This is a genomic window from Massilia paldalensis (genome assembly GCF_044901715.1).
In the GTDB taxonomy this organism is placed as follows: Bacteria; Pseudomonadota; Gammaproteobacteria; order Burkholderiales; family Burkholderiaceae_D; genus Telluria; species Telluria paldalensis.
The window spans coordinates 1,847,405-1,864,670 of the sequence record NZ_JBJCIU010000001.1 but is presented as its reverse complement, the minus strand read 5'-3'; the positions used below and the strand labels follow the sequence as shown (position 1 = coordinate 1,864,670).

The window sequence follows — 17,266 nt, the reverse complement described above, 5'->3', positions numbered from 1 at the left end:
GCAGCAATCCTAGCGGTTTTATCGAGATTTCACGTGCAACAGAGCCTTTTTCTCCCCTGGAAGATGTTTCGTATTTGCAGTATTTGCCGGATTTTGCGATAGTTGTCACACGGCAATAACGCAGCAATCACCCCATAAGGAGAATCATCATGTTGACCTCGACTTCGAAACTGGCAGCCCTCGGCCTGGTCGGCGCCCTGTTCGTCCCGCTGGCCACCCAGGCGGCCACCTACAGCCAGTCGAAGACGGCGAATTTCGATGTCACGATGAAGATTGTTGCAGATTGCACCATCGCTGCCAACAGCATGGACTTCGGCCAGAACCAGGGCGTGCTGAGCGCGGCCGTCACGGCGAATTCGACGATCAACGTCACCTGCACCAATACCACGCCGTACAACGTCGGCCTGAACGCCGGCACGGGGACGGGCTCGTCGGGCACCAACCGCTACCTGAGCGGCACGGGCGCCAATACCGGCACCGTGCGCTTCAACCTGTTCCAGTCGCCGGGCTCGGGCCTGTGGGGCAACACCCAGGGCACCGACACCATGTCGGGCGTCGGCAACGGCAACCTGCAGACCCTGACCGTGTACGGCGAAATCCCGGTGCAGACCACCCCGGCGCCGGACAGCTACAAATCGACCGTCACCGCCACCGTCTACTTCTGATGCAACGATTCCTCCGCACGCCGCGCATCCTGTCGGCCGCCGCCGCGTTCGCGTCGACGGCGCTGCTGCTGGCCGGCGCGCCGGCCGCCGCCGCCAACCTGCAGATCTCGCCCGTCTCGATCGCCTTCCAGCCGGCCCAGGCCGCGTCCGGCATCAACCTGCAGAATTACGGCGACACGCCGCTGTACGGCCAGGTGCGCGTGTACGCCTGGGACCAGAAGGACGGCGTCGACGTCCTGACCCCGACCACGGACCTGGTGGCGAGTCCTCCCGTCATCGAAGTGGCGGCGCAAAGCGCCCAGACCATCCGCCTGGTACGCCGCGCCGGCGCGCCCGCTGCCGTCGAGCGCACCTACCGTATCCTGATCGACGAGATCCCGCGCGGCGATGCCGCCGCCGGCGTCGCCATCCGCCTGCAGTATTCGGTGCCCGTGTTCGTCGCCGGCGCCAGCGCCGCGGCGGCGCCGGCCGTCACCTGGACGCTCGTGCGCAAGGACGGCGAGACCGTGCTGCGCGCGGCCAACGGCGGCACCTTGCACGCCCAGCTGGGCGCGACCCGCGTGCGCACCGAGGCGGGCCAGGACGTCGAGATCAGCAAGGGCCTGCTGGGCTACGCGCTGGCCGGCCGCAGCCGCGACTGGAAGCTCGCACAGGACAAGGCCGCCGGCCTGCAGGGCAAGCTCACCGTGATCACCACCGTCAACACGCGCGAAGAGCAGTTCCCCGTCGCGCCCGGCGGCAACTGATCCGGCCCGGATCCGATGGGATTGGGGCGCGCCAGCCTGCCGCTGGTTCTCCTTGCGCTGCTGCCGTCCGCGGCCGCGGCGCAGGACGGCCCTGGCGGCCCGTCCCATGATGCGATCCCGGCCGAGCCTGCCGCCGTCGAATTGTTCCTCGAGGTCAGCATCAACGGCCAGCCGACGGGCATTGTCGCCTCGTTCATGCAAGGGCCGAAGGGGCTGCGCAGCCCCGTCCAGAACCTGGTCGACCTGGGCCTGGACCCGCGCCGCTTCGGCGTGGCCGGCCAGGAGGCGTTCGAGCTCGACGCCGTGGCCGGCCTGCGCTACCGCTACGACGCGGCGGGCCAGCGCATCGACCTCGTGCTCGACGACAGCCTGCAGGCGCCGCAGGAACTGCGCGCGCGCCGCGTGCAGGCGCCGGCGCTGCCGAGCGGGGATGCGGGCCGCGGGCTGCTGCTGAACTACACGCTGCACGGCCAGTCCGGCTACGGCACGGCCGTGAACGCGATCACGGAGCTGCGCTACTTCGACGCCAACGGCGTCGTCAGCAATACCGGGGCCGCCGTGCTGCGCGGGACGGACACGGGCTATGTGCGCTACGACACCACCTGGGTCCGCGCCGATCCCGTCTCCATGCGTTCGCTGGAGGTGGGCGACGTCATCGCGCCGTCGCTGAGCTGGTCGCGCGCGATGCGCGTGGGCGGCATCCAGTGGCGGCGCAATTTCGCGCTGCGTCCGGACCTGCTGACGTATCCGGTGGCCAATTACGGCGGCTCGGCCGTCGTGCCCAGCAGCGTCAGCCTGTACGTGAACGGCATCCGCCAGTATCAGTCCGCCGTCGCCGGCGGTCCGTTCCAGCTGCGCGACATCGCCGGCTTCAACGGCGCCGGCCAGGCCACCGTCGTCACCGAGGACGCGCTGGGCCGCACGGTGACCGCCACGCTGCCGCTGTACGTGGACACGCGCCTGCTCGAGACGGGCCTGACCGACTATGCGCTCACGCTGGGCGCGCCACGGCGCGCGTACGGCCGCAAATCGTTCGACTACGCCGCCACGCCGGTGGCCATGGGCTCGCTGCGCCACGGCTTCACCGACGCGCTCACGCTGGAGGCGCACGGCGAAGCCGGGCGCGGCCTCGTGCACATCGGCGCGGGCAGCCTCGTGCGGCTGGGCCAGGCCGGCGTCCTCAGCACCTCGGTGGCGGGCAGCGCGGGCCGCCTGCGCGGGGCCCAGGCCAGCCTCGGCTACCAGTACGTCGCCCAGCGTTTCGCCATCGACGCCGAGAGCCTGCGCAGCACGCGCGGCTACGGCGACCTCGGTTCCCTCGACGACGCGCCCGCCGTGCGCGCCAGCGACCGCCTGAACCTGAGCGTGGCGCTCGCGGGCGGGCGCAACGCCGGCCTCAGCTTCATCAACTACAAGCTGCCGGACCAGCCGGCCGCCCGCATCGTCTCCGTGTCGCTGGGCAGCCAGCTCGTCTATGGCGTGCAGGCCAGCCTGTCCGCCTACCGCGACCTGAACCGCGACGAGGCGCGCGGCATGCAGCTGACGCTCAGCTTCCCGCTGGGCGGCCACGCGGGCGGCAGCGCCGCCGCCGGCAGCCAGAACGGCGTGCGCACGACGAACCTGTCCGCCTCGGGCGCCCCCGATTTCGGCGGCGGCTTCGGCTGGAACGTGCAGCGCGGCACGATCGGCGACCGCCGCTACGACCAGGCCCAGGTGCAGTACCTGGGCAGCGCGGGCCAGCTCAGCGCGACCACGCAGAGCGCCGGCGCCACCCGTGCCACCACGGTCGAGCTGACGGGCGCGCTGGTGGCGATGGATGGGGCCGTCTTGCCGGCGCGTTATGTGGGGCGGGGCTTCGCGCTGGTCTCGACGGGCGTGGCGGACGTTCCCGTACTGCAGGAAAACCGCATGATCGGCCGCACGGACGGCGCCGGCCGCCTGCTGGTGCCGGACCTGATCCCGTACACCCGCAACGAGATCGGCATCGACGTGACGGCGCTGCCGGCCGACATGCGGGTGGCGTCGACCCGTGCGGCCGTCGTGCCGCGCCAGTCGGCGGGCGTGGCGGCGCGCTTCGCACTGGAGCGCTACGCGGCCGCCACCGTGATCCTGCATGGCGCCGGCGGCAAGCCGCTGCCGGTGGGGACGAAGGTGGTGCTGGAAGGCGGCCCGGAGACGGTGGTCGGCTACGACGGCATCGCCTTCGTCGAAGGATTGAAACCGAATAACAGGCTGGTGGTGGGCGAGGGCGCCGGCGCCTGCACGCTGCCGTTTGCCTATGCCGCCGCCGGCGGCGCGCTGCCGACCATCGGCCCCCTCGTTTGCGACACCCTGACGGAGAAGATCCCATGACATCGACCCTGGCCGCCTTCCTGGTCCGCCTGACCGCCATCTTCGTGGCCTTGTGGCTGCTGGCACCCGGCGCCGCGCGCGCCGACGACTGCACGGCGGCGATGACCGACGTCGTGTTTTCCAACGTCAATCCGATCGCCGGCGCCGACGTGTACGCCAGCGGCACGCTGACCGTCACCTGCTCGTTCACGCTGCTGACGCCCAATACGGTCCTGCCGACGGCCTCCATCTGCGTCAGCCTGGCCGGCGCCGGCGGCACCTGGCGCACGATGACGAACGGCGGCAACACGCTGCCGTTCAACCTGTACGTCGACAGCAGCTATTCGGCGGCGGCGATCTGGGGCTCCGCATCGGTGCCGGGGACGTCGCAGTTCAAGTACTCCGGCGGCGGTTTGCTGGGGATCGGCTCGGCGAGCAAGACCTATACCGTCTACGGCAAGATTCCCGGAAACGCCTTGTCGTCCGTGGCGACGACGGGCAGCGGCGACACGCTGTACACCGCCAACTTCGCCGGCCAGGGCACCATCCAGTACGCTTTCAGCGGCCTGGTCACGCCGTCCTGCACGGCCGGCGCGAGCAGGACCTTCTCGTTCCAGGCCAAGGCGACCGTCGTCAACGATTGCCAGATCAGCGTCGGCCAGCTCGCCTTCGGCACCTCGCGGGTGCTGAGCGCCGCCGTCAGGGCGAGCACGAGCATGAACGTGGTGTGCACGGCGGGCAAGGCTTACCAGGTGTCGCTGAATGCCGGCAACAACGCCAGCGGCGGGCTGCGCCGGATGAAGAACGCGGCGACGGGCGAGACGGTGGCCTACCAGCTCTCGAGCACGCTGGACGGCGTTTCCTGGGGCGACGGCGGCAGCAGCGGCGTCGCCCTGGGCCGTACCGGCACGGGATCGAACCAGTCGATCACGGTATATGGCCGCGTGAGCCCGCAGACGACGCCGTCGCCGGGCGACTACAAGGACACGGTCACGGCCACCTTGTATTTTTGACGGATCGGCGAGTTGCACGCCGCGCGCGGCCGCGTGCCGGGAAGTTCAGAAACAGATGGTGACGACCGCCGGCGCGTCGGTCTCGGCCGGCGGCTCGGCACGGCGCGGGGCCGTTGCGGAAAGGGAAGACGAAGCGGCGGCAGTCGTGGCGGCGTCGTTCGGGACGATCTGGTACGGGGTCCGGTATTGGCAGCTGACCTGGGCAGCCTGGCCAGGGGCGGCGCTGCCGCTGCCACTGCTGCTGCGTATGGAACACGCTTCCTGCAGACGGAAGCTGACTTCCATGGAGGCCGAATGCGTCGCCGCGCAGGCTGCCGGCGCATTCGCCACTGCCATCGCTGCCACCGCTGCTGCCAACCATTTGTTCATTCTGCCCCCTCGATTTGCCGTGGCCGTATTATCGGCCAGCGCATCGGCACGTGCAAATACGGCAGGGTGGGGTCGGCCGACGGGCGGGAGGGCCGATCGCAGCAGGGAATTTCCGGTTTGACGGGTTTGGCGGGCGAACCAAATAAATTCTTATGAGAAATATTCAGTTCCCATGGGAAACATCGATTGAACGTTTCCGGTTTTGCCGGATACGCCGCAAGCAATGGCCTCTAGAGGAACTCCTCTAAAGCGAGTGGCGCTCAACCTTGCAACAACTCGCTCGCCGTCCGCACCAGAACTTCCGGGCTGAACGGCTTGACCACGTAGCGGTCGGCGCCGGAGGCGAGGCCGGCCTCGACGTCGCTTTGCTGGCCGCAGGCGGACAGCAGCAGCACCTTGATGTGGCGCGTCGCCGGATCGCCCTTGAGCCGGCGGCAGATGTCGAGGCCGCACATTTCCGACCCCAGCCAGACGTCCAGCAAGACCAGGTCGGGACGCTCCTGGGCGACCATCTGCATGGCGCCGACGGGCTCCGACGCCGTGACGACGCGCCCCAGGTGCTTGACGGTCAGGCGGATCAGGAGGCGCAGGTCGTCCTGGTCCTCGATGACGAGGATGGTCTTCGGTTCACTCATCGGCCGCTCCGATCGCAGGCAGGATCATCGTGACTTCGGTCCCCGCGCCGGGGGCGGAGCGCAGCTCCACGGTGCCGCCGTGCAAGTCGATGATTTCCTTGAAAATCGTCATGCCCAGGCCGCTGCCCTGGACGCTCGAGCTCTTGTCGGCGCGGTAGAACGCGTCGAAGATCTGGGCCTGCTGTTCCGGCGTCATGCCGATCCCGCTGTCCTTCACCCGCAGGGCGACGGTCGGCTGTGCGCCGGGCGCGACCTGGAAGGCGCTCACTTCGATCGGGGTATCGGCCCCGGAGTACTTGATGCTGTTGCTGACGATGTTGGTCAGTGCCTGCTGCAGTTTCTGGACGTCGCCGGACACGTTGGGCAGGCCGGGTTCGATGTGCACGGCGATGCGGTGCCCCTCGCCCAGGCCGACCAGGCCGGCCAGGGTCTGTTCCAGCAGCTCTCCCACGGCCAGGGGACGGAAATCCAGTTCGTCCTTGCCGCCGGCCTCGATGCGGGCCAGGTCGAGCAGCTGGTTGATCAGGTCCACGAGGCGGCTGGCCTGGCGGTGGATGATCTCGATCAGCTCGCGGCCGGTGGCGATGTCGAAGTCGCGCTTGAGCAGCAATTCGGAAAAGCCGAGCACGCTTGCCATCGGGGTACGCAACTCGTGCGTGGCGGTAGCGAAATACTTGCGCCGGCGCTCGTCGGTGGCGCGGTAGCGCTCGTCCGCCGCGCGCCGCATCGAGATGTCGCGCACGATCGCGACGACGCGCTTCTCGCCGCTCAGGATCAGCCGGTTGACGGTGAATTCGAGGGGAAACAGGCTGCCGTCGGTCCGGCGGCCGATGCTTTCGTAAGGGGTCAGGTTGATCAGGCCCGTGTTCGCCGCCAGTTTCTGCGGATCGTCGGCGAGCAGCGACTGGCCGCGGCGCTCGACGAGTCCGGCCGAAGCCGTGTCGAAGATGCGTTCGGCGGCCGGGTTCACCCACAGGATGGTGCCGGCCACGTCGAGCATCAGCACGCCTTCCGGGATGTGTTCGAGGAGGGCGCGCATGCCGGCCTCGCTGTCGCGCTGGCGCTGCATGGCCCAGTTCAGTTCGACGGATGCGACCTCGTTGGCGGCGATGCTGCCCAGGTCGCGCAGCAGGGCGCGCTTGGCGGCGTCGAAGCGACGCGGCCGGCGGTCGAGCACGCACAAGGTACCCAGCCGGCTGCCGTCCTGGGCGGCCAGTGGAAAGCCCGCGTAGAAACGCAGGCCCGGTTCGCCCGTCACGAGGGGATTGTCGGCAAAGCGCGGATCCTGGGCCGCATCCTCGACGACGAAGACGTCGTTCTGCAGGATGGCATGGGCACAGAAGGAGATGGAGCGGTCGGTCTGGTCGAGGTCGAGTCCGACGCGCGACTTGAACCATTGGCGGTCTTCATCGACGAGGGAGACCAGGGCGATGGGAACGTCGAACAGGCGGGTGGCAATCCGGGTGATGCGGTCGAAACGCTCTTCAGGAGGCGTATCGAGGAGATTCAGGTCCTTGAGGACTTGTAGCCGGTGGACTTCTTCTGGGTGCGTGGGCGTTCCTGGCATGTTCGCTCGGTAAATACATCACGTTGGCTTTTCTTCTTAGAAATTGCTTAAGCCGCCGGACGGAGCACATGGTCGACTGCGCGATGCAGTTCGGCAAATGGAACCGGTTTGGAAAATACGGGAATATCTTCCGGCAGACCCATGGACTTGATGGTAGCACGGTCCAGGCCACTGATCACGATGATTGCCATGTTCGCGTACGCCTGGTCGTTGCGCAGCGTGCGGATCATGCGGAAACCATCCATGCCGGGCATGCTCAGGTCGCTGATCAGGAGGTCGGGGCGGGTTTCGCCGATACGGATCAGCGCTTCGAAGCCATTGCTGGCCTTCATCACGTCGAGCGGAAGGTCCCAGCCCGCCATCTCCAGCTCGTACAGGCGCAGCATGGTCGCATCGTCGTCGACCAGCAGCACCTTGCGGCCGGTATCCGCGGCCTGGCTGGCGGCGGGACCGGCAATCGCGTTGCTGCGCTGCTCGACCAGGCGGTTCACGGACGACATGGCGATGCGCCGGTGGCCACCTGCCGTTTTCCACGCCTGCAGCACGCCGCTTTCCACCCACAGCTGCACCGTGCGATGGGATACCCCGAGCATCGTCGCTGCTTCCTTGGTGGAGCAGAACTCGGATGCGTCGTAGCTATGCTCACGCGCGTTTTGGCTGCTGTGCAATTTCATATTTTCTGATTTTACGTGGTCAGGTGATGCTGTCAAGCATTATTCAATGGCACTGGCCATGTTGCTGGGCCATGTTGCGCTGCGGTCCGGGATCATCGCCGTTTCGTGGTTTTCGCCAAGTGGTGCTTCGCTGCACCGCGCATGCCGACCAACATTATGCCCGCAATGTTTATTTTAAGCACGTGGTTCGTACAAATGCTCAGTCGCGGGCCCGTATTTGGTGTAAAAGCACACAATTAACACGATGTCTTGAATCTATCAAATTATCACACACGTAGGCGAGGGCCGCTGCAGCGCGTCAATATTTTGTATAAATACTGCCCCGTCGGATGATGATAAAACGCAACAAATTCTCCGGGCCGTTTATCGAAATTGCGGTTTCAGCTCCGTTGTCACTGTATGCGCACGGTGACGTTGACGCTGCCGTTCGCACCGGGGGACAAGGTGCCCGTGAACCGCCACTCGACGGTTCCCGTCGCTCCTGCTGCCGGCTGCGTCGCGACGTTGCAGCCCGTCAGGCCTGCGCCAAGGGTGCCGCAGGCGCTGCCGGCATACGTGGTGAAGGCGGGGGTCGGATCCGTGATCCTCAGGTCGGAGAGCGTCGTGTTGCCCGTGTTCTGGTACGAGATCGTATAGGTGATCGTGGCGCCGGGCTGGGCGTCGGCCTTGTCCGCCGACTTCGTCAGCTTGAACGAGGCGCAGGCGTCGCAGATGCCGTCGACCGTGACCGTCATCTGGCCGAGGCCGATGCCGAGCAGGTTCAGCAGGGGATCGGCGACGCCGGTCAGCACCGGCGTCAGCACGGGACTGAGCGTGTTCACGACGAGCGTCTTGAGCACGGGGGAGACGACGGAGTCGAGCAGGCCCAGCGTCGGCGTCGTGCGCACGGCCATGTTCGATGCGAGGCTGTTGGCCATGCTGGTGGCGAAGGCCGTGCTGGTGCTGACGGTGCGCGTTTGAGGGAAGGTGCCGGACATGGTGACGCTGGTCGTGAACGGCGCCTGGCCGCGCGTCGTGCTCTTGACCTCGATCGCGAACACGGAACCGTTCAGCACGAGCGAGCCCACCTGGCCATAGCCGACGTCGGCGGCGGACAGCGTGCGCGAGCGGTTGAAGAACACGCTGTCGTCGATCGCGCCGATATAGGCGTCGGCGACGCCCGGCGCGACCTGCAGGGTCACGGCGCGGCCGACGGCGTCGACGGCCGCCAGCGTGCCTTCGCCGCGCGCGACTTCCAGGTAGACGTCCAGCTTGCTGATGGCGACCGAGGCGCTGGAGACGCCGGGCAACACGGTCAGCACGCTCGTGACGGGGCTCAGCGTCACCAGGTCGAGCTTGAGCTTGATGCGGATCGCGGCCGAGCGGAAGGCCGAGCCGGTAGGGCCGCACACATACACGGGCGGTTCGATGACCTGCGCGTACAGGGCCACCGAGTTGATCAGGCCGGCCTGGCCCAGCACGCCGCCGGAAATGCCGACCGGTTTCGGCGTCGTCAGCACGTTGCGGGTGTTATAGAGCTGCACCAGGCCCGTCAGCATGTCGAGCGCGTTGACGGTCGTCGTGCCGAGGGTGCCGGTGTCGGCCGTCAGCTTCAGCAGGTCGCCGACACGCACCGTGGCGCCGGTGCCGCTCAGTTGCGAGGCCAGCGTCTGCAGCGCGCCGGACAGTGAGGTATTCGCCTGGGCCTGGGCCTGCACGCCAAGGGCGGCGGCGATCTGCGCGAGCGTCGCGTTGGCGGCGAGCGCCTGCGACGGTGTGGACGTGTTCGTCGATGCCTGCAGCGCGTTCAGGAAGCCGAGCAGCTGGACGTTGCCCGTCGCCAGCGAATTCCAGTCGGCCGCCGTCAGCGACAGGCTGCTGCCGAGGAGCCCGCCGAGCAGGGGATTGAGCAGGGCGCTTTTCTGCGTATCGACGCTGGCCAGGCGCGGTCCCGCGCTAATGCACGCGCCTACCGTGCAGGCGGCCTGCGCGGGGACGCATACCGCCAGCAGGGCGGCGCAGGCGAGGGCAGCGGCGGCGGCCAGGCGGAACAGACGGACAAAACGGTTGCGGGAATCAGTCATGATGCGGACCCAGGCGATTATTGAAAGAACTTCGGCGACAGCAGGTTCTCGAGCGTGCGCTCGTCGAACTTCATGCGCAGGCGCACGTACAGGCCCTTGGCGGTGGCGTCCGCGCCGGCCAGGTCGCGTTCGCGGAAGCCGAGCAGATTGTAGCCGGCCGACACCCAGGTATTGGTGCGCAGCTGGTAGCCCGCCTCGATGCCGGCGCCGAACTGGCGCGCCTTGCTGGCGCCGCTGACCAGCACCTGGGCGACGGCGCCCACGTCCCAGTCTGCGGCGATCTGGTGCGTCACGCGGGCGCTCAGCAGCTGGCCGGTGGCGCGGCTGGGGCTGCCCGCCGAGCGTTCCAGTGCCAGCTTGGCGGCGTAACGGGCCGAGAACACGGTCTCGCGGGTCGGTTGCCAGTTGGCGTTGGCGGCGAGCGTGTGCACCTGGCGGCGCTGCTCGGACAGGTTGTCGTCGCGCTCCAGTTTGTATTCGTACTTGGCCAGGCCGTTCCAGCCCAGCGACTCCAGCGCGCGGTACGCCAGGCCCGTCTGCATCAGTTCGTTGATGCGGATGGCGTCGTTGGCGCGGCTGCGGCTGGCGGCCAGCGTGTTCTTGCCCAGGAAGGCGACGGTATCCGACAGGCGGTAGGCCAGGCCCACGGTGTTCAGCACATTGTCGCTGTCCTCGGCGTGGCGCAATTCCAGGCGGGCGTTCACGCGCAGCTCCGGGGTGCGGCTGTATTCGATGGCGCCGGCGGCGGCCACGGCTTCATTGCCGTTGGCGCCGGACAGCACGCGCACGCGTTCGAAGCTGGTGCTGCCGCGCACGCCGTCGGCGATCTGCCACAGGTTGCGCAAGCCCAGCGCCGCTTCGGCCTGGCGGCTGCCGATCGCGCCCAGGTCGCTGCCGCGCGCACGGTATTCGGAGAACACGCGGCCATCCTTCATATAGTCGGAATCGATGCCGAACACGGTGGCGTTGCGCTGCTGGCTGTCGTTGAGGGCGTAGTTCGAGCCCAGGCTGCTGATCAGCTCGTGGCGGCCGTAGAGGCGGCTGCCGCCCGGCAGGCGGTAGTCGCCGCCCAGGGCGACCATGCGGCGGCCGCTGTCGCGCACGTCCTGCTCGGCTTCGGCATACACGCCGGCCTGCGGCAGGCCCGGGACCTGGGCCGCGATCTTGCCGCGCACGCTGGTCAGGTCCGGTTGCGACAGGACGGTATTGCTATTGCCCGCTTCCTCATGGGCGCGGCGCACGCCGGCCTCGACGCGCACGCCGTTGCCGAAGGCATAGCCGCCCGACACCTGCACACCGTCGCGCTTGGCACCGGTGGTGAGGTCGGCCGTGTGCAGCGCCTCGACCTGCAGGGTGGCCTGCTCGGTGGCCTGCCAGCGCAGGCGGGCGCCGCCCTCGACGCGGCCGCGCGGCAGGCTCGAGGTCGGGTTGTCGAACACGGTGTCGGCACGGCCGCCGTAGATCCGGCTTTCCAGCTTGCCGTCCACGCGCACCGCCTCGAAACGGGCGGCGCGGCCGTCGTCGCCGGCCTTGTCCATCTGGGCGCCCTCGACGATGATCGTCGTCTTGTCGTCCGGGCGCACGGTGGCGTTCAGGCTGGCCAGGGTGGTCGGGGCGGCCGGGTTGCGGTCGTCGACGTAGCTGCCGCCGATCTCGACCTTCTTGCCGAATTTGTACTGCGCCGCGACACCGGCGACCCAGAAGCGCGGGTTGCCCTGGTCGATCTCGTAGGCGATGCGGATCGACTGCGGGTTCAGGTCGGCGTCCAGGCTGGCGATCGGGCGGCGGAACAGGATGCGGCCCGTCAGCGGCTCGATGTCGTAGTCGACGTAGCGCTGCTGCGCGGTACGCTTGAGAATGAGGCCGGTCTGGTTGCGGTCGCGCACGATGAGTTCGATCCGTTCGCTGTTGATGACCATGACGCCGCCGCCCGTCAGGTAGGGGCCGGACGTGCCGTTGGCGGCGACTTCCTCGACCATCTGGCGGGTGCTGTCGTAGCTGGCGAAGGTGTCGACGGTGAGGCCGTGGTCTTCGTAGTGGCCGCGCATGCCCGTCAGGTTGCGGTTGTAGGCCCCGAGGTTGCGGGCCGGGGTCACGCCCGGCGGCGTCATGTCGCCGTACAGCAGCCAGGATTTGTCGCGGTCGGCGCGCAGGTACAGGCGGCTGGTCGACTGGGCGTCGAAGCCGCGCTGGGCGTCGTCGCCATAGGTCGGGTAGTAGGCGTTCGGGTCGAGGTCGCGGAACAGCTTCTGCTCGGCGACCTTGTCCGAGTCGTAGGACATGGTCAGCAGGGTGTCGTAGGCCACCTTGCCTTTGGCGAACATGGCCGCGCGGGCGCCGGCGTCGGTCGAACCGGTCGAGAAGTGGCGCAGTTCGTCCTCGAAGCCGTCGAAGGAGCGCACGGGGTCGGTGACGTTGCCCTTGATGTGGTTCAGGTTGACGGCGGCGTCGACGACGCCGGCGGCGACCAGCGGGCGCAGGTCCGGCACGAAGGCCACGTCGGCCTGCGCGCGGATGGCGCCGCTGCCGGCCTCGATGGCGACGTCGCCTGCTTCCAGCGGGGCGCGCAGGGCGAAGTCGGCGCTGCCGCCTTCGACGAAGGCCTGCAGGCCGGGCTCGCGCGCGTCGAGGTCGTTCTGCAGCCACTGGCCGCGCACGGCCTGCAGCGTCAGCGGGGTGCGCTCGGCCACCGGTACGCCGTGCTCGTCCTCGACGTGCACGCGCAGCATGGCCAGCGAACGGCCGTCGGCGGCCACCTGCGCGCGATCGAGCTCCAGGCGGATACGCGCCAGGGCGCCGGGTGCCGTGACGGCGATGGTCTTGCTGCCGCGCGCGTTGCCGAACTGGTCTTTCTGGCGCAGTTCCAGCACGTTGCGGCCCGGCGCCAGGGCGACGCCGACGAATTCCCAGCTCTGCATGCGGTTGGCGGCCACGGTGTTGCGCTCGCCGATGCGCGCCTCGCTCACTTCTTCGCCATTGGCCAGCAGGGTGAAGGTCGAGCCGGCCGTGCCCTTCACGCGCACGGTGGCCTGGGTGCGGGCCAGCACGGCGCCGTCTTCCAGGCCGACGAAGCCGAGGCTGTTGTCCAGGGTGTCCAGGGCCACGGCGGCATCGGCGGCGGTGGCTGCCTTGGCGGCAGCGCCGGCGGGCAGCTGCTCGCCGGACTTGGCCGTCGCTTCCAGGGCGGCGCGGGCGGCCGCGCGGCGGGCGGCGATGGTGCCGCGCAGCTCGGCGCTGCAGCCGGCGACGGCGAAGTCCGCCTTGGCCAGTTCGCCATCCTTCAGGTCGACGAAACGGCTGGCGGCGTCGCCGCTGTTGCGCTGCGAGGTCGTCACCAGTTCGGCGCCGTCGGGGATGGTGGTGCCGTCCACCTTGGCCACGTGGGTGCGCGGACGCAGTTCGGCGAAGCTGTAGCGGCCTTCGGCGTCGGTCACGGCCCAGCTGCCGTCTTCCAGGTAGATGCGGACGCCCGGCAGGCCCGGCTCCCCCTTGCCGCGCAGGCGGTCGCCGTCGCAGTCGGCGAACACGCTGCCCACGAGGAAGCCTTTTTCGCTGAACACGCCGGCCTGCACCTTGACCTTGGCGGCGGCGACGCTGCTGACGAGAACGAGGGGGGCGCCGCTGGTGGCGCGGGCGCGGTTGATGCCGTCGCCCTGCAGCGCGCCGGCGCCGATGCGCACGCGGTAGCGCACGACGGAGACGCCGGCGGCCGGGATCGTGCCGACGTCCATCTGCAGCCGGGCGCCGGTAGCGCCGCGCGGGTCGGCCTTGGCGACGCCGTCGATGCGCAGGCTGCCCGGCTCGAAGCGGAAGCCGGCCGGCAGGGTGTCGTCGACGGTCACGCCGTGCAGGTCCTGGTCGGCGGCATTGTGCACGCGTACCGTGTAGTCGACGAAGTCGGTGATCTCGGCATTGGCGCGCGACGCCGCTTTTTCCAGGTAGAGCATGCCGGGCACGGGATCGAGCGGCAGGTCGAGATGGACTGCGCCCGTTTCGGCGCTGACGGTGAAGTCGCCGCCGTAGGAGCCGTACAGGTGGATGTCGCGCGCGGACGAGAGCTGGGCCACCGGTACCTTGGACGGGAACGTGTAATTGGTCGGCGCCACGACCTGCAGCTTGTACAGGCTGGGCGCGACGAGCGGGAAGCGGTAGTGGCCGCCGTCGTCGCTGACGACGGTGCTGGGCCACGGGGTGACGCCGTCGACGTCGAATACCTGGGCCGGGCCGCCCGGGTTGCCGCCGTTGCCGGCGCCGGTGACGTCGATCAGGGTGACGCTGGCGCCCGCCAGCGGCAGGTTCGACTTGCTGTCGAAAACGATGCCGCTCGGGTCGACCAGGATGCTCGTCTCGATGGTGCTCTGGCCGCAGCCGTCGATCGAGGCGACCAGCGTGTCGTCGGCCACGGCCGTGAACGAGCCATCGTTGGGTACGGCGGCGCTGCTGCGGGTGGTGGTGGTGGTACTGCCGCGAACCCTGCCGGGGCCATCCTCGGCGGTGTCGGCGGTGTCGGCGGCGGAGGCAGCGGCGGTGCCTTGCGGGGTGGTCATCGGGTCGATGCGGAACCGCGCCGTATTCGTGCCGGTCTCGGTGGCCGAGAAGGTCTCGACGTCGCCGCTCTTGGTGGAGCGGACGGTGATCCGGATGCGGTCGATCGCATCGGGATCGACATTGCATTTTGGCGCGCTGGCCTGCAGGTAGAGGCGGGCGCCGGCGCGCGTCACGCGGGCGCGCTTGCTGTATTCGGCACTGGTGAAATATTCGATCGCGTCGACGGTGGCCGCCAGGACCGTGTCGTTGGAGGGGGTGGTGCCGCGCGCCGCCGTCACCGTGTTCGAACGCAGCGTCAGGCTCTGGCCGGACGGACCGGGGTAGCTGGCGCTGGCCTGGTTGCTGATCTGCGCGCCGGCGACGGGTGCCAGCAGTGCCAGAAGGCAGGCGAAAACGAAGCGGATGGACGGGTTTTTCATGGCGGCGGCAAGAAAAAGGGCGAAAACCGCCCCGCCGCCGCCCGTGGAGGCGGCGGTCAGGGCACTTCCTGGGCTACGGAAATTACTGGTTGATGCGCACGCCGAACTCCATCGTGCCCGACTGGTTCGGCGTCAAGGTCGGAATGGCGGTCGTCATCGTCGATACCTGGCCCGTCAGGACGGTCACGATCGAGCCGAGCGAAGCGCTCACGGGATTGTTGCCCGCGTAATACGTGGTATTGGCCGGGATGTCGTCGTTGATCGTCACCGCCGTCACGTTGGTGGTGCCGGTATTGGTGGCCGTGATCTTGTAGCGGATGCAGGCACCCGGCAGGGCGCCCGTGGTGATCGGCGCCGCGCTGTAGGCGGTGTCGGCGGTGCCGTCGCAGTTGGCGTCCAGCGCCTGCGTCTTGACCAGGCTCAGCTGGGTGGCGGCCGGGTTCACGATCACGGCGTCGTGCAGGATGTCCTTGACGTTGGTGGTCGGCGACAGCGCGCGGAAGTAGAGGTCGGTGGTGCCCGCGGTGGCGCCGGCCGGCGGGGTCACGTCCGCGTAGACGACGGTGGTCGAATTCGGGTTGACGGTGGCGCTGGTGATCACGGCGCCCGTCGAATCGCGGAACACGACGGTCCAGCCGCTCGGCAGCGTCGTGCTGCCGAAGGTGCCGTCGGTGCTGGCGGCCAGGTTGAACGTGTCGGCGATGCCGCCGCCGTTGTTCAGGTTCAGCGTGAAGCGGGTGGTGGTGCCCGGCGCCGTCGTGTTGGTCACCACGGGCGACGCTTCCGCGCCGGCCCCGGCGCCCAGTCCGGAACCGTTGGCGGTGATGTCCATGGTCGAGCCGGCGCCCACGTTGGTGGTATCGGTGCTGCTGGTCTTGACGGTGGCGGTGAAGTTGCTGGTGGCGGTCACGACCAGGCTGTTGCTGGAACCGTTGGCGGCGTTGGCAGGCAGCGTGGCGACGGCGACGAACTGGAAGGTGGCGCCGGCGGCCAGGCTGGGGACGGCGGTGAGCGGGGTGGCATTGTCGGCCACGCCGTTGCCGTCGGCGTCGGCGAAGAACTGCACGTTGGCGATCGTGAACGCGCCGCTCTGCGTGCTGCTCAGGGCAAAGGTGTCGGCCCCGTTGCCGGTGTTGGTGATGCTGTGGGCGAACACGACCTGGGTGCCGGCGGCGGCGGTCTTGGTGGTACCGGCCGTCATGGTCAGGCTGGCGACCTGCTGCACCGTGGTGATCACGGTATTCGACGTCGCGGTCTTGGTGCCGGTGCCGTCCGAATAGGTGGCGGTGGCGGTATTGCTGATCTGCGTGCCGGCAGGCGTGGCCGCCTGGGCGCCATGGGCGGCGGCCAGCATCAGGGTAGCGAGGACGGTCAAGCGGGTTTTCATGTCGGGGTCCTTTCTTAATTAGAAGACATGAGATGTGGATCAGGAGCGTTTCCCGGCATCGCCGAGGCGCATGCGCGAGGTGACGGTGACGGACTGGCCCGGGGCGAGTTCGCCCAGGTCCCAGCGCAGGAAGCAGTATTCGGAAGCCGGCACGGTTTCGCTCTGGCGGCGGCCGTTGCGCACGAATTCGCGCTTGAGCGGGGTCGGGGCGAAGGTCTTGCCGTCGAGGCTGGCCAGAAGCGTGGCCGGGCTGGCAGTGCCGTCGACGTAGGCCATGCCGCCTTCGGGAACGGGCAGCGTGGCCAGCACCTGCTTCGCCGGCGCCTTGCCGTTGTTCCGGTAGGTCACCTGGTATTCGATGACGTCGCCAGGGTTGGCCTGGGTGGTCGGCACGAGGCGGGCGTCCTTGCCGCTGCCGACGACCTGGAAGGCGTGCAGGGTGACGGCCACCTGGTCGCCGTCGGCCGCGAAGGCGGCGACGCCGCTCAGCCCCAGGGTCCAGAGTAAGACGATGTTCAGGATGGTTTTGATCATGGGATTCCTCTCGTGTCGTAAGGGCATCGCTGCCGGGTTTCGAATTTACCGAATTGCTTCTACGAAACCAAAGGTATCACTTTTGCCGAGTTCCGGTAAAGAAACTTTTTTTGCGGAATTTGCTGATGTGTTGTGTACGGGAAACGCTTAGTGTAGCCAGCACCGCATAGGATTTTTTCTATGCAGTGATAGGAAAAATCCTTCTGGATGTAGAGGTGTATAAGAAAAAACCTATAGCGAATCGTCTTGGGTACTGGCGCGTAAAAGGAGAAATATCTGGAGCACAAGTAGGTGTTGTCCTACAGCTACACCGTG

Annotated in this window: 12 protein-coding genes; 4 read left to right on the top strand and 8 right to left on the bottom strand. The window is 68.2% G+C overall.

What is annotated here, in order from left to right:
- The first annotated feature begins 149 nt into the window (after positions 1 to 149).
- Genes ACI1V7_RS08190 through ACI1V7_RS08175 form a run of 4 tightly spaced genes read left to right on the top strand, consistent with a single transcriptional unit; the run spans position 150 to position 4,755 of the window.
- Positions 150 to 665, top strand: coding sequence for a Csu type fimbrial protein (locus tag ACI1V7_RS08190; RefSeq protein ID WP_404531256.1), 516 nt, complete (start codon positions 150 to 152; stop codon positions 663 to 665).
- Positions 665 to 1,411, top strand: a complete 747-nt coding sequence (locus ACI1V7_RS08185; RefSeq protein WP_404531255.1) for a fimbrial biogenesis chaperone — start codon at positions 665 to 667, stop codon at positions 1,409 to 1,411. Before ACI1V7_RS08190 ends, ACI1V7_RS08185 begins: the two co-directional genes overlap by 1 nt.
- Positions 1,412 to 1,426: 15 nt before the next feature.
- On the top strand, positions 1,427 to 3,763 hold the full coding sequence (locus tag ACI1V7_RS08180; protein ID WP_404531254.1) for a fimbria/pilus outer membrane usher protein: 2,337 nt from the start codon (positions 1,427 to 1,429) through the stop codon (positions 3,761 to 3,763).
- Positions 3,760 to 4,755, top strand: coding sequence for a Csu type fimbrial protein (locus ACI1V7_RS08175; protein WP_404531253.1), 996 nt, complete (start codon positions 3,760 to 3,762; stop codon positions 4,753 to 4,755). Before ACI1V7_RS08180 ends, ACI1V7_RS08175 begins: the two co-directional genes overlap by 4 nt.
- A 45-nt stretch (positions 4,756 to 4,800) precedes the next feature.
- Here the strand turns inward: ACI1V7_RS08175 and ACI1V7_RS08170 are convergent, their stop codons facing one another.
- The 8 genes from ACI1V7_RS08170 to ACI1V7_RS08135 all read right to left on the bottom strand — a co-directional run bounded on the left by ACI1V7_RS08170 (position 4,801) and on the right by ACI1V7_RS08135 (position 16,951).
- Positions 4,801 to 5,124 carry a hypothetical protein gene (locus ACI1V7_RS08170; RefSeq protein WP_404531252.1) on the bottom strand — a complete coding sequence of 108 codons (324 nt, stop codon included), beginning with the start codon at positions 5,122 to 5,124 and terminating at the stop codon, positions 4,801 to 4,803.
- Between the two features lie 260 nt (positions 5,125 to 5,384).
- Positions 5,385 to 5,759, bottom strand: a complete 375-nt coding sequence (locus ACI1V7_RS08165; protein WP_404531251.1) for a response regulator — start codon at positions 5,757 to 5,759, stop codon at positions 5,385 to 5,387.
- A complete protein-coding gene (locus ACI1V7_RS08160) occupies positions 5,752 to 7,326 on the bottom strand; it encodes a GAF domain-containing sensor histidine kinase (protein WP_404531250.1) in 1,575 nt (524 codons plus the stop codon). Before ACI1V7_RS08160 ends, ACI1V7_RS08165 begins: the two co-directional genes overlap by 8 nt.
- Positions 7,327 to 7,373: 47 nt before the next feature.
- The gene (locus tag ACI1V7_RS08155) at positions 7,374 to 8,000 is read right to left on the bottom strand and encodes a response regulator (RefSeq protein ID WP_404531249.1); all 627 of its coding nucleotides are present in this window, start codon (positions 7,998 to 8,000) and stop codon (positions 7,374 to 7,376) included.
- Between the two features lie 392 nt (positions 8,001 to 8,392).
- Entirely contained in the window at positions 8,393 to 10,063 is a 1,671-nt protein-coding gene (locus ACI1V7_RS08150) for a DUF7507 domain-containing protein (protein WP_404531248.1), read from the bottom strand.
- 17 nt (positions 10,064 to 10,080) lie between these two features.
- On the bottom strand, positions 10,081 to 15,030 hold the full coding sequence (locus tag ACI1V7_RS08145) for a hypothetical protein (protein ID WP_404531247.1): 4,950 nt from the start codon (positions 15,028 to 15,030) through the stop codon (positions 10,081 to 10,083).
- Positions 15,031 to 15,112: 82 nt separating this feature from the next.
- Positions 15,113 to 16,417 carry a hypothetical protein gene (locus ACI1V7_RS08140; protein ID WP_404531246.1) on the bottom strand — a complete coding sequence of 435 codons (1,305 nt, stop codon included), beginning with the start codon at positions 16,415 to 16,417 and terminating at the stop codon, positions 15,113 to 15,115.
- Between the two features lie 39 nt (positions 16,418 to 16,456).
- Positions 16,457 to 16,951, bottom strand: coding sequence for a hypothetical protein (locus ACI1V7_RS08135; RefSeq protein WP_404531245.1), 495 nt, complete (start codon positions 16,949 to 16,951; stop codon positions 16,457 to 16,459).
- Between the last annotated feature and the right edge of the window lie 315 nt (positions 16,952 to 17,266).